The sequence below is a fragment of the Candidatus Poribacteria bacterium genome, assembly GCA_021295755.1.
Taxonomy (GTDB): domain Bacteria; phylum Poribacteria; class WGA-4E; order WGA-4E; family PCPOR2b; genus PCPOR2b.
Window position 1 is genome coordinate 1 of record JAGWBT010000044.1, and the last position, 18,434, is coordinate 18,434.

14 protein-coding genes and 3 tRNA genes are annotated in these 18,434 nt (G+C 50.0%); 12 read left to right on the plus strand and 5 right to left on the minus strand.

Annotated elements, in window-relative coordinates; all coding sequences use genetic code 11:
• A partial coding sequence (locus tag J4G02_08340) for a GNAT family N-acetyltransferase (protein MCE2394581.1) occupies positions 1-657 on the plus strand: 657 nt, incomplete at its 5' end.
• 75 nt (positions 658-732) lie between these two features.
• Here the strand turns inward: J4G02_08340 and J4G02_08345 are convergent.
• The 5 genes from J4G02_08345 to J4G02_08365 all read right to left on the minus strand — a co-directional run bounded on the left by J4G02_08345 (position 733) and on the right by J4G02_08365 (position 9,881).
• Positions 733-2,103, minus strand: a complete 1,371-nt coding sequence (locus J4G02_08345; protein ID MCE2394582.1) for an ABC transporter permease — start codon at positions 2,101-2,103, stop codon at positions 733-735.
• Positions 2,048-2,968: an ATP-binding cassette domain-containing protein gene (locus tag J4G02_08350; protein ID MCE2394583.1), complete on the minus strand. Its 921-nt coding sequence runs from the start codon at positions 2,966-2,968 to the stop codon at positions 2,048-2,050. The genes J4G02_08345 and J4G02_08350 overlap by 56 nt, the downstream gene beginning before the upstream one ends.
• 34 nt (positions 2,969-3,002) lie before the next feature.
• On the minus strand, positions 3,003-4,517 hold the full coding sequence (locus J4G02_08355; GenBank protein MCE2394584.1) for an ABC transporter ATP-binding protein: 1,515 nt from the start codon (positions 4,515-4,517) through the stop codon (positions 3,003-3,005).
• A gap of 125 nt (positions 4,518-4,642) precedes the next feature.
• Entirely contained in the window at positions 4,643-7,798 is a 3,156-nt protein-coding gene (locus J4G02_08360) for a UvrD-helicase domain-containing protein (protein MCE2394585.1), read from the minus strand.
• A 133-nt stretch (positions 7,799-7,931) separates the two neighbouring features.
• Positions 7,932-9,881, minus strand: a complete 1,950-nt coding sequence (locus J4G02_08365; GenBank protein ID MCE2394586.1) for an alkaline phosphatase family protein — start codon at positions 9,879-9,881, stop codon at positions 7,932-7,934.
• 283 nt (positions 9,882-10,164) lie between these two features.
• On the opposite strand from J4G02_08365, the gene J4G02_08370 reads away from it, so the two are divergent.
• The 11 genes from J4G02_08370 (at position 10,165) to J4G02_08420 (ending at position 18,316) form a co-directional block, all read left to right on the plus strand.
• Positions 10,165-11,142, plus strand: a complete 978-nt coding sequence (locus J4G02_08370) for an Ldh family oxidoreductase (protein MCE2394587.1) — start codon at positions 10,165-10,167, stop codon at positions 11,140-11,142.
• A gap of 100 nt (positions 11,143-11,242) precedes the next feature.
• Positions 11,243-11,974, plus strand: coding sequence for a creatininase family protein (locus tag J4G02_08375; GenBank protein MCE2394588.1), 732 nt, complete (start codon positions 11,243-11,245; stop codon positions 11,972-11,974).
• 58 nt (positions 11,975-12,032) lie between these two features.
• Entirely contained in the window at positions 12,033-13,034 is a 1,002-nt protein-coding gene (locus J4G02_08380) for an aldo/keto reductase (protein MCE2394589.1), read from the plus strand.
• A 79-nt stretch (positions 13,035-13,113) separates the two neighbouring features.
• Positions 13,114-13,536 carry a DUF4398 domain-containing protein gene (locus J4G02_08385; protein MCE2394590.1) on the plus strand — a complete coding sequence of 141 codons (423 nt, stop codon included), beginning with the start codon at positions 13,114-13,116 and terminating at the stop codon, positions 13,534-13,536.
• 160 nt (positions 13,537-13,696) lie between these two features.
• The gene (locus J4G02_08390; protein ID MCE2394591.1) at positions 13,697-15,343 is read left to right on the plus strand and encodes an OmpA family protein; all 1,647 of its coding nucleotides are present in this window, start codon (positions 13,697-13,699) and stop codon (positions 15,341-15,343) included.
• A 39-nt stretch (positions 15,344-15,382) separates the two neighbouring features.
• On the plus strand, positions 15,383-15,682 hold the full coding sequence (locus J4G02_08395) for a hypothetical protein (GenBank protein MCE2394592.1): 300 nt from the start codon (positions 15,383-15,385) through the stop codon (positions 15,680-15,682).
• Between the two features lie 89 nt (positions 15,683-15,771).
• A tRNA-Gly gene (locus tag J4G02_08400) sits at positions 15,772-15,846 on the plus strand.
• Between the two features lie 4 nt (positions 15,847-15,850).
• Positions 15,851-15,925 (plus strand) — tRNA-Cys (locus J4G02_08405).
• 11 nt (positions 15,926-15,936) lie between these two features.
• Positions 15,937-16,010 (plus strand) — tRNA-Val (locus J4G02_08410).
• Positions 16,011-16,140: 130 nt separating this feature from the next.
• Positions 16,141-17,958, plus strand: coding sequence for a threonine--tRNA ligase (locus tag J4G02_08415; GenBank protein ID MCE2394593.1), 1,818 nt, complete (start codon positions 16,141-16,143; stop codon positions 17,956-17,958).
• 85 nt (positions 17,959-18,043) lie between these two features.
• Complete coding sequence (locus J4G02_08420; GenBank protein MCE2394594.1) at positions 18,044-18,316, plus strand: UPF0175 family protein; 273 nt, start codon at positions 18,044-18,046, stop codon at positions 18,314-18,316.
• The last annotated feature ends 118 nt before the right edge of the window (positions 18,317-18,434 follow it).

Genomic DNA, 18,434 nt, shown 5'->3' on the forward strand with positions numbered 1-18,434 from the left:
GAACGGGTTGGGCGACTTTGGGTGGTGCGGGACGCTCCGCGGAAACGTGGGGAGTACCGCAGGGAGGAATGGATAGGAAACGGGGTAACACCGGAGGAGATTGACCGGACTGCCCGGGAACACACACGGGGCAGATTTGCTGTATGTGCGATTCACGGGGTTAATGAATCGGACCAGTCGCTACGGGCAGGTTTTAAGGCACTTGGTTATAGACTTGGAGGAACAGAGCCTGTAATGGTGCATGAGTTGAAACGAATTCCGCGCTTTGAGGGACCTGTGGAGATTGTGCGCGTCACTACAGAAGATTTGGCAGAGCGGATAAATAAGGCGGCAAGGTTCCGCCAAATACTCCCGGAACATCTGGGGACAGATACGCCATTGCGCCAATACGCCGCCTTAGTCGAGGATAAACCGGTGGGGTGGGTTCGCAGCGTTGATGTAGAGCAGGCAACCTGGTGCGCTGATATGTTTGTGTTGCCGGAGTTCCGGCGACGCGGCATCGCCCGTGCGATGATGGCTCAGATGCTGCGTGACGATCGCAGGTGCGGTTCAAAATTAGCAGTACTGACCGCTAGCCATGCAGGTGCTAAACTGTATCCACTTGTGGGATATAGGCAGATTGCTACACTCATGTTGTACACACCGAGGAAGAATTAAGTGTCGGCAGACTTGTCCGCCATTCTAGGCATTGAGGGATCGCCCGTCGATGAGGTTTCTATTCCCAATAGAAGGCTAATAGTGCAGCCACTTCCAGAGCTCACTTAGCGTTGGACGTTTACCATACATCAGTATGCCGATCTTGTATATTTTTCCCATGACCCCGATAGCACCGAAGATTGTTGCAATCATAACAGCAATATTGAGTAAAATTTCCCATAACGGTGGTGTGAGCACGTTGATCCTCATAAACATAAGCAGCGGAGAGAAGAACGGGATATGAGAAAGAACTACGGTCAATGTGGCGTCTGGCACGCGAAACAGACCGAACATCAGCATAAAAGGAAGGATTAACATCATCACAAGCGGGGTTGCGACCTGTTGTGCTTCCTCTTCGCTATTGCATATTGCACCGGCAGCGGCATAGATGGTGGAAAAGAGGAAGAAACCTGATACAAAATAGATCAGAAAATACAAAAACGCTGATGGTCCCGTTGATTTGATAATAGAGGTGATTTCAGTGAATTCCGGTGGGATTCCCTGTATTCCAAATAGCCCCAAAATGGGATTGATGTTCATCAATAGCAGAACGGCACAACTACCCCATATCAGGAACATAGTGAGGCATACCAAACAGACACCAATGATTTTTCCAAACAGTAATTGATGAGGCTTAACAGAGGAGATAATCACTTCCACAATGCGGGTTGTTTTCTCTTCAAGCACACTCCGCATCACTGAAGCACCATATAACAACGTAAAAAGGTATAAGGAAAAAGTCAAGATGTAGGTCAGTCCAAGTCTAACTATGGCTGTTTCTTCGCCTTCGACCGTATCTGTTTTTGCAGTGACAGCGTACTCCGTAAAGCGAATCCGTCTCATCAAATCTCTGACTTCGTGTGCAGCATACCCTTTATCCGCAAGCCGCTTATTGATGACAACTTGGGAAATGATCCTTCTGAAAGCGCTTTGCTCCTCAAAGTTTGTAATATTTTTCGCGTAATAGTTGACTTGAAGGCGTTCAAAGACATCTTGTGGAATTTCGATATATCCACGGATTTCCTTTGCCTCAACCTGCTGATTCAGTTGTTTTTTTACCTCTACATTCCCGTTAAAATCTGACGATTTCTCAATCAACTGGTATACCCGCTTTCCTTTGTGATGGAAAAATGAATTCTCGTCAAGGGCGTCCTGTATCTTGGAGAAGATCTCCCCCGTTTCATCGAAAACGACATAGGTTTTAATCTCATCGGATTTATGCTGCAACGTCATCATCAAACTGGGGAGGACCATCACAATAAACATCATTACCGGCATCAATAAGATCGATGCCACAAACCCCTTCGTTTTGACTCGCGTTATGTACTCTCTCTTGATGACTGTAATGACTTTATTCGGCATCTGGTATCCCTCTTTCGCCTCCCACGCTTTGAACGAATATCTCATGAAGCGTAGGTTCCATCAGTTCAAACCGAGTGATGTTCACCGATGCCTCAACGAGTTCTCGCAAGAGGGTGGTATAGTGTTCCGGGGCGTTTAGCTTGACCTCTACATATTGACCAAAGTCATTACACCTTTCGACAAATCGGGAGCTTTTAATCAGATCAACATTTCCAGAGTATTCAATCTCCACTGAACCTCTACCGAAGGATTTTTTAATTTCCCTCAAATCTCCTTCCAGTATAATTTTGCCGGCGTTTACCAGACAGATCTTTTCACACAACTTTTCAGCCTGTTCCATGATATGTGTAGAGAAAATGATGGTCGCACCATCGGTGTTGAGTTCAAGCATCAAATCTTTCAGCAGCGTCATATTGATAGGGTCTAGACCGGAGAAGGGTTCATCGAGGATGATTAACTCAGGTTTGTGGATAACGGTGGCGATAAATTGGATCTTCTGCGCCATGCCCTTGGATAGTTCTTCTATCTTCTTATTCTGCCACTCGGTCAAATCCATTTTTTGGAGCCAGCGGTCTATTTCATCGAAGGCATTTGCGCGCTCCATCCCTCTTAATTCTGCCATGAAAAGGATGACATCTTTTACCTTCATCTTTCGATAAAGGCCACGTTCTTCCGGCAGATAGCCAATTTGATCTGCAAAATCGCTGCTCTGTCGATTTTCGCTGAAGGTAATCTTCCCCGAATCCGGCGCAATAATATCCATAATCATCCGGATGGTGGTCGTTTTACCGGCACCGTTGGGTCCCAGCAGTCCGTACACGGATCCTTTTTCAATAGCAAAGGAAACGTTATCAACGGCTTTGAATTCCCCAAAGTGCTTACTGACGTTTTCAACCTGAACTATATTCATATTGGAGTCCCCGTTACCATAAATCGCTCTCAAGTTATCCAAGCATTAGTGCCCCTAGCGCTGCTTCATCTGTCTCCGATGGTTGGAGGATACCGGCAATTTGCCCGTTATACATCACTGCAATCCGATCACTCAGACTCAAGAGTTCCTCCAAATCTGCGGAGATGAGTAGAACTGCCTTAGACCGGTTCCGGGCATCAATCAGCTGTTGGTGCACAAACTCGGCAGCACTGATGTCCAGTCCACGTGTGGGGTGCGCTGCAATGATTAGTTCGGGATCGCTTTCCAACTCGCGTGCCACAACTGCTTTCTGCTGATTCCCGCCGGAGAGGGTGCGGATTGGTACATCTACGCCCCCGGCACGGATTTCGTACTTTTTAATCACAGCATCGGCAAATTTATGGGCGGCTTTTTGCTTAAGCAATCCATGTCGGCAAAATGGAGGCTGGTTGTGACTGCCGAGGATTAAGTTTTCGTCCACCCGGTCGTCGAGGCTGATTCCGTGGCGATGTCGGTCGGCTGGCAGATGCACCACGTGCTTCCTCCGAATCTCAGCCGGTGATCGGTTGGCAATTGACTCGTCATTGAGCGTAATTGTGCCGCCATCGCATTTCCGCAACCCGGTCAGTACCTCAATGAGTTCGTCTTGTCCGTTTCCTTCCACCCCGGCGACCCCCAGAATTTCTCCCGCGAAAACGTCGAGACAGATTCCATCTAACAGGGCACGTCCGTTCATGGCGCGAAGTGTGATACCTTCTAGATGCAGCATAGGTTCGCTAAGTCTAGCGGACCTGCTCTGGCGTGGGCTATCGTTGAAAGTTTTTTTGCCGATCATTAACTCGGACAGTTCAGCCGCATCGGTCCCCGCTCTGGGAAGTGATGCAACGGATTTACCATTCCGCATCACCGTAATTGTATCGGCAATTGCCATGACTTCACTGAGTTTATGCGTAATCAGAATAACGTTCTTTCCCTCCGCTTTTAAGCCGCGCAGGCAGTGAAATAGCCCGGAAATCTCCTGTGGTGCAAGGACTGCTGTTGGTTCATCAAGGATTAAGATCTCTGCTCCGTGATAGAGGGCTTTGAGGATTTCTGTATACTGTTGCGCACCGATTGGGAGGGTGTCCACCGTGGCATGGAGATCGAGATGAAATCCGAGTTGGTCGGCGAGCGCTGTGATTCTACGGTGCGCTTCTCTCGTATCAAGCAGGGTTTTAAATCGACGTGGTTCTTTCGCTAGGACGATATTTTCGAGGGCGGTTAGCGCCGGGATGAGCGTGAAGTGCTGCTGTACCATACCGATACCGCGCTTAATTGCAGTACGAGGACTGCTGATGTGAACCGGCGTCTCTCGAAAGTGTATCTTCCCCTCGTTCGGTCGGTAAAGCCCATAGAGGATCTTCATGAGTGTCGATTTGCCGGCACCATTTTCTCCGACGATGGCGTGGATCTCGCCGGGTTGCAGCGAAAAATCTGCTCCATCGTTAGCCAGAACTGTGCCAAACCGTTTGGTGATACCGTGCATTCTAATGAGCGGTGAGTTGGTCATAAAGCGCTTGAAACTTGATGCGTGAAATGTGAAAACTATTGGTTCATTAGCTCATTGGTGCAGTCAGTCTTGGAACCTCCGCTTTTCGGCTTCTGTTGCACAATCACTTAACATGAGCCAAGATTTTATCGCCTGCTTTTCATACGAGGATGCCAACCTTTGATTAGGTTGGATGGGATTTCCCGGAGAAACATTGAGCTGCCACGCTCAAAATCGCCTCTGCGACGATTGACAGATGTAAGGTAAAGCCGCTCTTGAGCGCGGGTCATGCCGACGTAAAACAGGCGACGTTCCTCTTCTAGTTCTGATAATGATTGATCAGGGCGCCGAATCGGGAATGTTCCGTCCTCCATCCCTAGGATGATAACGACAGGAAATTCTGTGCCCTTTGCTGCGTGGAGGGTCATCAATGTGATCTTGTCCGTTTCGACCTCGACTTCATCGGCACTGTTGATCAGCTTCTGATAATCGAGAAAATTGGTGAGACGTCTTTCGACACTGATGTTCTCGAAATGCAAAACGCCGTTCATAAATCTGGCCCGTCTCGCTTCCCAGTCCCTATCTTCCGGCGACTCTTCAATCGGCGTATGGGTTAGTGTGTCAATGAACTCTTGCAGAGACTGTCTTTCCGTCGATTGCAGGCCGGCATTGAGCCAGTCTAGCTCTGGACGATGTGTTTGAACATAACGTTCAGCAGCTTGGCGATAAGTTTCTGCTCCGTCTCCTGTTCCTTCGCCTCTTTCGATGTTCCGTTGGTGCTCTTGTGCGGCAAGTATTCCGATACCGACCACTGGTAAGAGTTCGGGCAGGGATTTCAGTTCCCGGCGGCGCAGATCTTCTTTTATCAACTCATCAAACACTTGCCGGTTGATCTGTACGTCTTCAAGCGCTCGGTGCATGGTCTCATGTTTGATATTGAATTTAGTGGCGAGAGCTTCTAAACTACAGCTTTCGCGTGGATAGAGGCGTTGCGCGGTGGCGAGGGTATCGTAGTGAGGGTTGGAAAGCCCACGGCTGAGATATTTTCCGAGATCGCGTTCAAGCACAGGGTTGTCGAACTCGGTGATGTTGTGCCCGATGAGTATCCGATCTTGGATGAAACTCAGGAATTGTGGCAGAACTATCTCAATACCAGGCTCATTTATCACGGCTTCGTTGGTGATACCGTGGATCGCCGTACTCGATTTCGGAATACTACCCGTTGGTTTAACGAGCTGCTCGTAGTGTTCAAGATCACTGCCGATTGCGCTCAATCGATTCGCACAGATTTCAATAATCTCGGCGGTTTTTGGATTATTGTCAATGGTTTCGAGATCATAGACGATCATGTCCGCGCGGTTTGGCTGTTCGAAATTGCTCAAGAGTCGCTGGCATAATCTCAACGCTGTAACACTGCGAGATGGGGCGGACTGTGACTTGTTGAGTTGGAGGACATTTGCATCTGCACTAGACGTAGAGCCGAGTAGGATTGTTGTATCCCTACGTTCAGGCAATCCGCCAAAGTCGCCAACCAAGATCTTGACGCCACTCTTGTCTGCTGCAGAACGAGGGGACGAGTCAGGGGGCAGTAGGTCTGTATGAATCGAAAGGTTCAGGTATCGCTCTAATGTGCTTCTGATGATATGGGCAGCGCAATAGGAATCAACCCCATAGCTCGCAATCAGGTGAATGGTGTCCCCGCGGTCAATTGCGCTGGACAGGATATCCGCTGCAGCAGGCAGTCCGGCGATTTCCAGTTGATTTTCGATCTCGTGCATGTCTTCGGTACGGTACGGGCTGCGCCTATGTGAAAGGAGGTCGAAGAGTTTATTTGCAATTCTGTGAATCTGTTCGCCCTGAATCTCCTCACTCAAATCATCGATCTGTTGGAAGAATTGACCCACATTCCAGCGGGTGAGAGGACCCGCATCAGCTGGATAGTCATCGATTTTTCTGAGCAGTTCAATTAGCGTGATGCCTTTCTGTTGTGCCAGCCATTTCAACCGGACCAAGGTCAAATCATCGATTAACTGCTGCGGGAAATTGACTGCCCTTTCAATATCGCGGGGGAGTTGCCATTGAATGAAGTTCAGATAGGAAATGATTCCCTGTGCGTGGTCTTCTTGAAAAGAGTTAGTCCGTCCAATGCGCTGAAACCCGATCCGCTCATGATGCAGTCGATCGACTAACGGTTCCGCTAATTGGTGCGTGCGGTAGAACACAGCGATGTCGCCATAGGAGTAGTGCCGTCCCTCCACCAGTTTCTTGATGAGCGTGATGATGTGGTTTGCCTCTCCATCAGGGGTGTCTAGCGTGTAGTGATAAAGTGTGTTGCCAGCGCCTCTGTGTGTTTTCAGAACGCTCTCTTTCTGACGGGTGTTTTTGGCAATCACCGCTCCAGCGGCTCGCAGTATCCTTTCGCTGCAACGATAATGTTCCTCTAACTCGACTACCGCCGGATTAAAATTTTTCTTGAATTGTCCAATATATATGGGGTCCGAACCACGCCAACTGTAGATAGATTGATCCTCATCCGCAACGACCATCACGTTATGTTGAGGTTCGCGCACAAGGAGTTTGAGCAGCGCATATTGAGCGGCGTTGATATCTTGGTATTCATCAACGAGGATAAATCGGAGGTGATTGTGATACTCCGCACGAATTGAGGGCGCTCGTTCCAGCACTTCGACTGATTTAGAGATTAGATCATCAAAATCGAGCGCATTATGAGAGGCAAGTCTTGTCTGATAGGCTTTGAGCAGGTTCAGAATGTCTTTTACTTCGTTTGGATCGTCAATAATTGTCCCATCGCCCAACCGAATCTCGCCCCGACTGGCAGTTGGATCTTCCAACTTCAGCTTGTAGGCACCAATGATGTCGCGCAGCATCCATGGCGCATAAGTTAGCCGGTTCTGACCAAGTTCACGCAGGCATTCAACTAGTACTTCGTCCTGTGTTTCCTGATTGAAAATTGCGAAGTTTTTCCCTAACCCAATTTCATCCGCGTGTTGCCGGAGCAGACGGACGCAAAAGGCATGGAATGTATGGATACGAACCTCTAACCCTTGGGTTGTGCCAAGCAGCTCTTTAATCCGATCAAGCATCTCCTGTGCGGCTTTGTTCGTGAAGGTAACGGCAAAAATTTGCTGGGGTGCTACCTGATGGTTTCGGATAAGATGTGCAATGCGGTGGGTAATGACATTCGTCTTGCCGGTGCCGGGTCCTGCTATAACGAGCATTGCACCATCGGTATGGGCTGCGGCTTGCTGTTGCTTCTCGTTGAGATCCTGTAGGATTTCCATCGTCATTACCTCGTTTCAATATGTTTTTAGTTAAATATATTTTAACACATTGATAAAAACAAAGCAAGTAAGAGTATCCGAAAAAGGGAAAAATGCGGCAAGATCACATTCATACACTTGCCGCTTCGTTTGATTAACCGTTTGCTAACTTTTTAAGGGCGTTTAAGTGCCAGTCCGGATCTTCCAACGCTTCATACACAACACCGCCTTCGACGTTCCGAGGCATGGGGAGCCCCAACAGATGGCAAAGCGTCGGTGTGACATCAATAACCCGCACCTGCCTCTGAAGTGCCACACCTTCACGGACGCCTGCACCGGAAAGAATGAACGTCGAGTGCTGCCCACCGATCCCAAAGCTGACGGACGGAAGTTGTTTGCCGTGCGCGCCATCAAACTCCGGGCGCAAGGCGTAAACCACATCGCCGACAAGGTTGCTGGTGAGATTCACCATCTCAGCGTCCGCATGTGTCAATGCGAGCGTGAATGGATGCCTACCGGTCTCCGGGTCCTTATAGGCGTGAAGGGCAGCGATAATCTCGCGCTGCGTCGCCTCATAATCGGCGGGATCAACAATGCCCTCGGGTTCACGACCCTTGAGGTTGATGAAGATATGCACCAAGCCAACATCAACAGCACGGGTCCTCGACCAATCGATCTCTTGTGTCCCTTCTTTGTAAACGATGAAGCCAGCTTCTTCTAGCACTTCGGTAATATTTACCGAACGGAACTGGTTTGGTGTCCCACCGTGATCTGAGCAAACAAGGATAACCGTGTCATCGTCCGCGAGTTCCATCACACGCCCGATCATCCGATCGGTCGAAGCGTAAGTCCGAATAACGCCATCTCGACACCGTTGGATTGTTTCGGGAGGTGCACCACTTATTTCGTCCGCTTGACTCAAGAAGAAGTGGCTCGTGTAATCTGGCGCATGGGTTTCCACCATAAGAACATCCCACTCATGTGTTTTTGTTAGAAGTTCTGCAACATCGGCAAGACGCTCATGGTGGTATTCTAAGGATTCAAAATAGGTGTCATCGTCGACCACACCCAAGGCATCTCGTCCGGGGTTTTGACGAAAAGGGCTAAGTTCCTTGTCGATCTCCAACGCAATTTCGGCGGGAACGGTGTACCCCTCGCGGGGCCAGATCTGCGGAACGAAGAGTTCAAAGGCATCCGCAGTCGGGGTCAGCGTAATCAGTTTCATGCGTACATACCCCTCGACATCAACCCCATCAATCTCGAAGGTATCCAGCCACAAATCACTCCAATCTCCTACACCAAGTTCTGTAACGGTATCAGTTCCCGATCGGCTTCGACATACCCGCACGCGATCGTAGCCGTTTTCACCGGCAGCGTAAATCAGCCCGAAGAAGGGCTTAGGAGTACCCTGTTTGCCACGGTTCATATCTGCCCGTCCGCGTGTGAGCGGTTGGATTGTCAACTGTACTTCGAGCGGCGGTTGCGTCGAGTTGGGTAGATCCGTCCAGCCCTTGCCTCCGATTGATGCCACTGTGACTGGATCGATGTCACTAACATCCTGTAATCCGCTTGGATCCAATGTCTCTGGATCGCGTTCTCCACCAATTGGACGCGGTGTCCATTTTCCACTAACGAAAAGATGGTAACCAGCAACCTGATGGTGGTTTGATACACCCGGTCCTGTCCCTTCCACTTGGATACCAGTCGTTACGGTGGGGGGCCAAGACATTTCCCATTTGACGAGGATCGGTTTTCGTCCGGCGCGCTCCACAAGATTCCAGAGGTATTCGGATTGGCAGAGGCCCGTATTGATGCCCCAAACGGTTTTATCCAACTGCTCTCCCAAAGCACGAATATTGAAATCCATCACTCGATGAGTACCGGGCCACGAACCGGTGCTGAGCGCTGTCCACCCCGGTGGGGTCAGGGTTGGAAAAACGCCGATCATGGGCCGAAAAACCCCTTGCTCCAATAACCGCTCCATATTCGGGGCGTGTCCCCAATCAATCACGTTTTTGACCAGTTCCATACTGGCACCATCCATGCCAATCACAATTGCACGTTTCGCCGGGGACAGATTTGATACGTTAGAATTCGTAGGCATTATAAGTTCCCTTCTTCTGAGATTCCCAGATTTCTTAGTGATTTAAGTTGATTGTATCATAACTCTATCAATCCGTCGATCACTAGGGTTTTACAATTTGAGATTTACCACTTGCAACAAGTCAGCAGATCGAGTATATTATCATAATGTAATCTATAATCCGAGTGTTGTTGTAACCTGGGTCTCTAAATTTATGTTTTTACAACCTTATGGATTGATCCAAAACCAAACTCTATAATGTGTTTTGCCCAAGCTACGAATTAACCAACCATGGAGAAACAACATGAATGTAGTTCCAGACGAATTTATCCGCGTTATGCCAGACGCACTTCGAAGTTTCATCAATGAAGCTTTCCAAAAGGCGGGAACCTCGGAAAAGGATGCTGCGCACATGGCGCACCTGCTAGTTCTCACGGATCTACGCGGTGTGTTCAGCCACGGCACGCGCCAGACGCCGGGATATGTAGACATGATGCTTGACGGCAAAGTGAACCCACGTCCTACCGTTCGCTGCATTGACGACTCCCCAACGACAGTAATCTACGATGGCGATGGCGGCATGGGACATTTTGCCTCGTACCATGCTGCGAAGGCAGCGGTAAGAAAAGCGAAAGAGATGGGGCTAGGCGCCGCAACGAGTCGGAATCACTTTCATTTTGGGAGCGCCGGCAAGTATACACGGCTCGCAGCTGAAGCGGATTGCGTGGGATTTGCGGTCTCTTGCCACCGTTTTCGCCACAGTTCCGATGGCGTGATTGCTACCGCAACAGGGGCTTCACCGATGAGTTTTGCGATTCCGGCGGGCAACCAACCGCCAATAGTCGCCGATATGGCAACGGGCATTGATGCCAAGCTGCCATTGGACCAAGCGTTTGAACAGAGCCCCGCCGCCTTCTTCAAGATGCTGGGTTTGAGCCATGTGAGCCATGCGCTCGGTGGGTTTATGGCAGGCATCTGGCTATTTGATAAGCCGCCGGATCCGCCGACAATCTGGGAAGGTGCCAATCAAGGTGCTTTCATCACAGCTATTGACATCTCGCGGTTCCGACCGATTGATGAATTCAAAGCAGAGATTGACCAACATATCCACGATGCACGACAGATGCAACCTGCACCCGGTTATGATCGATCGGATCTCCCCGGCGGCTTAGAATGGGAACGCGAACGGGAGTGGGCAGAAAGTGGCATCCCGGTCGGCGAAGTACATCAGGAACAGTTGCAAATAGTTGCTGAACGAGTCGGTATTCCTCTGCCATTCTAAACTTTAGCCTCAGTCTTATGAACCTTACTCAAATTTAGTGGGGCATCCCGATAGAGTGGGATTTACAGCCGCTGCCCCAAATAGCAAAAGGAGCATTCACATGTCTCAGATTAAATCTGTTCTATTGTGGGAAAATCCCCGACGATATATCCGCGAAGCTATTGATGCCGGAACGCTCAGGGGCGCGATAATCCCAACAGGCAGCACTGAGCAACATAACGAACATTTGGCAATGATCCACGATACCGCAAGTGCGGTGCATGTCTCAAAACTGGCTGCACAAAAGTTATTTCCCGAAGTAATTGTGACCACACCGCTGGCGATTGGCGTGTCGGAGCACTGGATGGATCACAAGGGAACACTGACACTTCGCGCCGAGGTATTCGGGCAGGTTCTCTATGATGTGGCAGATAGTATGCGTCGGCACGGGATTACAAATATATTGATTATCAACGGGCACGCTGGCAATGCCGGACCCGTAACTGAACGGTTAGATGGCTACCGTGAACAACTCGGCATCAACATTGACTTTCACTCGTATTGGGAGGCGTACTCCCCTGAGTTTGTCCAAGAGCAGATGGAGACGGGCAGATGCCCCGGTCATGCTGCGGAGTTTGAAACAGCGTTTGCGTGGGCAGCGTTTCCGGAAAATGTCGATTGGGATGGCGTAGATTATGACAGCGCCAAGTTGACCATCTCAAACCCGGATCAGGCTGAAGCCGATCGGATGTATCATCATGATGCGAAACTAGCAACTGCCGAAAAAGGACAGGCGATGATCGATGTCGCTGTCGATTGGGTTGCCGACAGGATGCAGCAGATGATGGGATAGCCTTCAACCTTACGAAGGTTTAACACCTTCGTAAGGTTGAGTCAGTGAGGTGAAGAATATGAAAACCAAAATTCTGGGTAGAACCGGACTGGAGGTGCCGATTGTAGGTTTGGGAGCTGCGTTTATTGGTATCCCCACAGCCAACCAGGCTGCTGAGGAATACCCTGAAGATCCCAATAACCTTCGGGGCGATGAATTTCTGACTAGCTACATGGAGGAAGCGCTCGGTGTCCAAACCATCCATGCTGCCATCGAGGCGGGCAGCACACTCATCGACACCGCTCCCCTTTACGGTGGCACCCGCAGCGAGACCACAATCGGTCGTGCGCTGAAGGAACGTCCCGATCTGGCTGCCAAATGCACCGTTACCACTAAGGTCGGACAGATCACAATGGATGCGAAGGATTTTAGTTTTGATGCAATCCTGCGTGACGTGGAAGCCAGCCAGCAACGTCTAGGCATCGAACAATTTGATGTGCTCTATATTCACGATCCCATGGACGCTCCGATGGAGCAGGTGATGGGACAAGATGGTGCGTTGGGGGCGTTGCGGAAACTACAGAAGGAGGGAATTGTTCAGTATGTTGGTGTTGCAGCTAACGAACCCGAAACGAACGCACCCTACATCGAAACCGGGGAATTTGATGCTGCTGTGGTGCCAGAGGCTTGGAGTCTTCTGAACCAGCTTGCGGTGGAACATATCCTGCCTGCTGCGGAAAAACATAACGTGGGGCTCGTCGTGGCTACGCCGCTTGAACGAGGATTGCTTGCAACGGGACCAGTTGCGGACATCAACTATTTAGCGCGGAACTTCAGTCAGCGCTGCCTCGACCACGTTTCCAAAATTCAGGGACTGTGTCGGGACTACGATATTCCGATGGTGGCTGCTTCTCTCCAATGGTGTACCCGCCACCCACAGATCGCTTCCACAATTCCGGGTGCCCGTACCTCGGCAGAAGCGGTCGAGAACGCGCGAGCGGGAACGGTTGAAATACCGGAGACCTTCTGGGAAGAACTGGCACCGCTTGTCCAACATTTTGAGATTGGAGTTGACCGCTAGGTGTGCTGAGGGTTCGCATCTGACGTTTACCCTAACATCGTACAAAATGAAATCCTTTCCCGCCTCAAGGAGCAATCTGATGAAACAGATATCAATCATAATGGCTGTCTTAACCATTGTTCTCATGGGTCTTGGTTGTAGTTCGACAACTCGGCTTGCGACGGAAATTATATACGACACGAAAGTGCAGGTGGAAGCAGCCAAAGCAGCGAACGCTCAAGATTTCGCATCTCAAGAACTGATTGATGCCGAGCAGATGCTTGCTCGGTCAGAAGAGGTTCTGAGCATGGGAAAAGGGACAGAGGCATATCGACTGGGAATGCGTGCTCACTTGAAGGCTAAAATTGCGGAAGCCATTGCGCACGCGAATCAGTTGGAGGCGGAAGCTAGTAATGCAGAGGGAGCGCTGGAACTGAAATTGAGGAATGCAGAAGCCGCACAGAGAGAGTTGGAACAGGCAGAGCAGGAATTAGAAGCGTTACAGTCAACGCCTGAAGAATAGCGTTACGCCGAAGCATCCAGCAGTTTGGCTCATATCTTAAAGAGGAACAACTTATTGGAGGAATAGATTGATTCGATTCATGCGACACGCGGCGCGAGCTACGCAATATACAACGTATTTAGGATGCACTGCATTACACGTGCTCATGGTGTTCGGTTTTGTGAGTTGCGCGGGAACGGTAGATCCGATTCTGCTTGAAACAAGCTTGAATGACGCACAGAATGCAATCTCCGAGGCGCGGCGGATGGAGGCGGAAGAGTATGCTACAGAGACATTCAGCAAAGCCACCCGATTATTCGAGGGCGCGCAACAAGCCCAACGTGATGGTGATGGAATTCTGAGCATTGAGTTGGCATTTTGGGCGGGGATGGAGTCTCAAGTCGCGGGTGCACAGACGCGGCAACGTATCGCTAAGAACCGAATTGATGAGGCGGACGCGGAAACGCTGAGAGCTGTGATTCAGGAGATGGAGTATAAGACCCGCGCGGCGCAGGTCCGTCAATTAATTGCGGAGGAGAAGACACGACGGGCATTGGCTCGGGCGCTTCGAGCGGAGCAGCAGGCGATAGCGGCGCACGAGGAATCAATTCAGGCAAGGAAGGATACCCAAAATACACTGTTCCGGACTCAGATACAGGTGGCCATTGAGAGGGTGAACATCATACTCGATAATGCTAAAGAAGCAGGGGCGCTCACTTATGCTGAAGATAACTACCGAGCAGCAAAGGATCTGGTTGCTCAAGCGAGCGCAGCCGTCGCACAGGGGAATTTCGAGGAGGCCAAATCGCTCGCGACACAAGCGGAAAACGACGCCAACAAAGCGAAGATTGCCGCCGTGGCCGGGGCGAGTGCCGATGCGAGTGAATCACAAGCGGCAAAACTTGAAGCGCACACAAATGCAAAGGTAGCACTTGCCCAGGCACAGTTTGAAATCGATCGGGCTGAGAAGGTCAATGCATTCGAGCATGCAGCGGAAGTCTTTCAACGTGCCATGACCAGTTTTGAAGGTGCGAACATCGCGCTGAAAAGAAAACAGTATGATCAGGCAGTACGACTCGCCATGCAAGCTGAAAGTAGTGCTCATGATGCTTTCAGCACCGCTGAACCGATTAACCGGGAGCGTCTTGCAAGGGAAGCGTTAGAAGAGCAGATTGCTCAAGCGAAAGATACAGTCTTTCGGGCGGAAGAAGCACTGAACGAGCAGGCATCAGCAGCAACAACACTCCTTCCTGTGCTACACGAACGGGCGAAAACGCTGCTCAGCGATGCCAAAAAGGCGATTGCAGATGAAAACTACACTCACGCGATCACGGCTGCGCAACAGAGCTATGACCGCCTGAGGGCGGCGATCGAAAAGGGGAAAGAGATTGAGGCGGCTGAGGGTGAAATTTTGGAGGCAGCGACCGCGGTTTCTGACGCCGAGACGGGGCGGACTGAGAAGGGGACGCTCATCCGATTCAGTGGGGACCTTTTCCAACAGGGAAGTTCGTCAATCAACCCGAAATTCTTCCCCAAAATTGACCAACTTGCTGAGGTTTTGAAGACGTTTACTGACTACCAAGTGAGAATTGAAGGGCACAGCGACAGCAGTGGTGGAATAGATGTGAATCTAAGATTGACACAGAGGCGGGCCGATGCGTTCAAGAAATACCTCGCTGAAAAATGTGGCGTACCCCTTGAGCGGATGACCGCGATCGGTTTGGGCGAGGCGACTCCTATTGCAGACAACAATTTTCAGGTGGGCAGAGATAGGAATCGACGGATCGACACAATCCTTCTGACAAGGGAGATAGAAAACCAAGAGTAGTTGGCAATTTTTCATAGCTTCACGGAGGCTTGGAGGCACGTGCTAAATCGAGATACATATCAAAAGATTGAACCGTTTATCGTCCACCAGATCGCGCTAAGTCTGTTCGGGGATCGGTATATCATTATCTACGACAACACGATCCAGTTCCACAGCCATTGCTATCATGTCAAACGGATTGAGGACACAATGCACCTATACGCTGGACATTTGTATCTGATGGACGCAAATACACAGCTGGCAATGCAGACCGATGAGGACTTCGCCGCACCGGGGAGTTACGGGGCAATCTTTGACTCAGTGACAGGGGAAATTGTTGGCTATGATGGGGAGGCGTGATACGACTGGATTGATGCTGTGAGTTGCGGTGATTTTCAACTTTTTGGTTGACAAACCTGAGTGTGTTTGATACACTTAAAGACACTCTCGCGGGAGTAGCTCAGTGGTAGAGCTCTACCTTGCCAAGGTAGAGGTCGCGGGTTCAAGTCCCGTCTCCCGCTCCAATGTGGCGGCGTAGCCAAGTGGTAAGGCCGGAGTCTGCAAAACTCCTATGCGTCGGTTCAATTCCGACCGCCGCCTCCATTTCTTCATACGGGCGGTTAGCTCAGGTGGTTAGAGTGCTTGCTTGACATGCAAGAGGTCACTGGTTCAAATCCAGTATCGCCCATCCATACCATTTAATACTAAAGAGCCGAAAGGCTCTTTTTTTATTGAAGAATCCTTGAGGAACGGGAGTTTACACGGATTAAGCAGGAACTGAAGCTAGTCGCAAGAAACGATAAACACTGGAGAGAATTATGGAAAACTCAGACAAAGATCTGCTCTATAAAATCAGGCACAGCACCGCGCATGTAATGGCGCAAGCTGTCATAGAACTTTATCCTGAAGCCAAGCTCGCCATCGGTCCACCGATTGAAAACGGATTTTATTACGATTTCGATCTCGGAAGCGATAGTGATGGTAAGCCACTCACATTTTCGCCGGAAGACTTGAAGAAGATTGAGAAACGTATGCGACAGATTGTCGCAGGCAAGCACGAGTTTAATTATCAAGAACTTAGTGCGGATGAAGCACGTGAGTTATTCAAGGATCAACCCTATAAATTGGAGTTGATAGACGGGCTAATCGAGGGCGATGCCGATGAATATGGCACTGCAATCAACGAAACACCGGTCTTGAGTACCTATCGACAGGACACCTTTGAAGACCTGTGTCGAGGGCCCCACGTTGGCGATACGGGTGAAATACGTCCCGATGCCTTTAAGCTGTTGACTGTTGCAGGTGCATATTGGAGGGGCGATGAAAACAGTGCCATGCTTCAACGTATCTACGGCACAGCGTGGCATACGAAAGATGAACTCAAGCAACACCTTCAAATGCTGGAGGAGGCGAGAAAGCGCGACCATCGGAAACTGGGTAGAGATTTAGAAATCTTCATCTTTGATGAGGATGTTGGACCTGGGCTTCCCCTGTGGCTGCCAAATGGCGGCATCGTTATCGAAGAGCTAGAAGGGCTTGCCAAAGAGATGGAGGCGAAGCGAGGATATGATCGGGTCAGGACACCTCACCTCGCCAAAGATGCACTGTTTGAGCAGACTGGTCATCTTTCGCACTACGCCGAGAGCATGTATCCGCCGATGGAGATGGAGGGTGTGCGTTACTATATGAAACCGATGAACTGCCCATTCCATCACAAGATTTTTGATAGCAAGCCGCGTAGCTACCGTGATTTGCCGCTTCGCTTGGGCGAATATGGCACCTGCTATCGTTTTGAAAAGAGTGGCGAACTCTTTGGTCTCATGCGGGTGCGCTCCATGCAGATGAATGACGCACACATTTACTGCTCAGAGGAACAGTTTGAAGAAGAGTTCATGGGGGTTGTCGACCTATACCTCGAATATTTCCGGATCTTCGGTGTCGAGAAATATGTGATGCGTCTGAGTACACACCACAAGACTGGTCTCGGCAAAAAGTATATCGACAATGAACCGATGTGGCTCAAAACCGAAGAGATGGTTCGTAACGCGATGAGGAATGGTAATGTGCCTTTCGTGGAGGTTCCTGACGAAGCTGCGTTCTACGGTCCCAAAATTGACGTACAGATTTGGAGTGCTATTGGCAGGGAGTTTAGCCTTGCCACGAATCAGGTTGATTTTGCTGTGCCGGCGCGATGTGATCTGAGTTTTGTTAATAGTGCCGGTGAGTCTGAAATCCCAATATGTCTCCATCGTGCGCCGCTGGGCACGCACGAGCGGATGATCGGTTTCCTGCTTGAGCATTATGCCGGTAAATTTCCTGTCTGGCTCTCGCCGGAACATGCGCGGGTGATTCCAATCAACGACAGCCACAACGACTATGCTCAGAAAATTGCTGAACGGTTGAGAGAAGCCAAAATTCGTGCACAAGCGGATCTTGGTCCTGACCGCATGAATGCGAAAATCCGTCAAGCCCAGTTGATGCAGGTGCCCTATATGCTCGTGGTTGGTGACAGAGAGGTTGAAGGCAGCACGGTTTCTGTCCGTAAACGAGATGGAGCGCGTCAGAACGGTTTGCCTGTGGAAGAATTTGTAGCCGCTGTCCAAGAACGCATTGCAACCCGGTCTAATCAGCTTTAGGAAGATGCAGAAAAAAGGCTTCTAACGCAAAGACGCCAAGAGACGCGAAGACGTAGAGGAAAAACAATAAGCGGAGGATTCTTACATGGCAACCGAAAACGTTGAAATAACCCTCAAGCTTCCTAAATCAATTTTAGCTGTCATGGATTCGACGGAAACGAGCATAGGACAGAGTATCATGGAAGCAGTTGCTGTCTCGCTGTATCACCGCCGGCAGATTTCCCTTGAAAAAGCCGCAGACATCGTACGGCTATCTGTGTGGTGGATGAACCAAGTTTTGACGGAACACGGTGTGTCGTTAGATTATACCGTCGAAGATGCAGTACAGGATTGGAATACAGTGCGAAAGGTGTCGTGAAAATCATGAAACGTATTTATCTCGACCATAACGCAACGACCCCAGTTCACCCGGAAGTACTTGAGGCGATGCTCCCCTTTATGACCGATCAATTTGGCAACGGTTCGAGCATCCACAC

What these genes read in the sequence shown, in the direction of transcription:
- J4G02_08385 (MCE2394590.1), top strand. Translation starts at nt 13,114, where the DNA reads ATGAAACAGATATCAATCATAATGGCTGTCTTAACCATTGTTCTCATG.
- J4G02_08370 (MCE2394587.1), top strand. Translation starts at nt 10,165, where the DNA reads ATGAATGTAGTTCCAGACGAATTTATCCGCGTTATGCCAGACGCACTT.
- J4G02_08360 (MCE2394585.1), bottom strand. Translation starts at nt 7,798, where the DNA reads ATGGAAATCCTACAGGATCTCAACGAGAAGCAACAGCAAGCCGCAGCC.
- J4G02_08365 (MCE2394586.1), bottom strand. Translation starts at nt 9,881, where the DNA reads ATGCCTACGAATTCTAACGTATCAAATCTGTCCCCGGCGAAACGTGCA.
- J4G02_08345 (MCE2394582.1), bottom strand. Translation starts at nt 2,103, where the DNA reads ATGAGATATTCGTTCAAAGCGTGGGAGGCGAAAGAGGGATACCAGATG.
- J4G02_08375 (MCE2394588.1), top strand. Translation starts at nt 11,243, where the DNA reads ATGTCTCAGATTAAATCTGTTCTATTGTGGGAAAATCCCCGACGATAT.
- J4G02_08355 (MCE2394584.1), bottom strand. Translation starts at nt 4,517, where the DNA reads ATGACCAACTCACCGCTCATTAGAATGCACGGTATCACCAAACGGTTT.
- J4G02_08350 (MCE2394583.1), bottom strand. Translation starts at nt 2,968, where the DNA reads ATGAATATAGTTCAGGTTGAAAACGTCAGTAAGCACTTTGGGGAATTC.
- J4G02_08420 (MCE2394594.1), top strand. Translation starts at nt 18,044, where the DNA reads ATGGCAACCGAAAACGTTGAAATAACCCTCAAGCTTCCTAAATCAATT.
- J4G02_08380 (MCE2394589.1), top strand. Translation starts at nt 12,033, where the DNA reads ATGAAAACCAAAATTCTGGGTAGAACCGGACTGGAGGTGCCGATTGTA.
- J4G02_08415 (MCE2394593.1), top strand. Translation starts at nt 16,141, where the DNA reads ATGGAAAACTCAGACAAAGATCTGCTCTATAAAATCAGGCACAGCACC.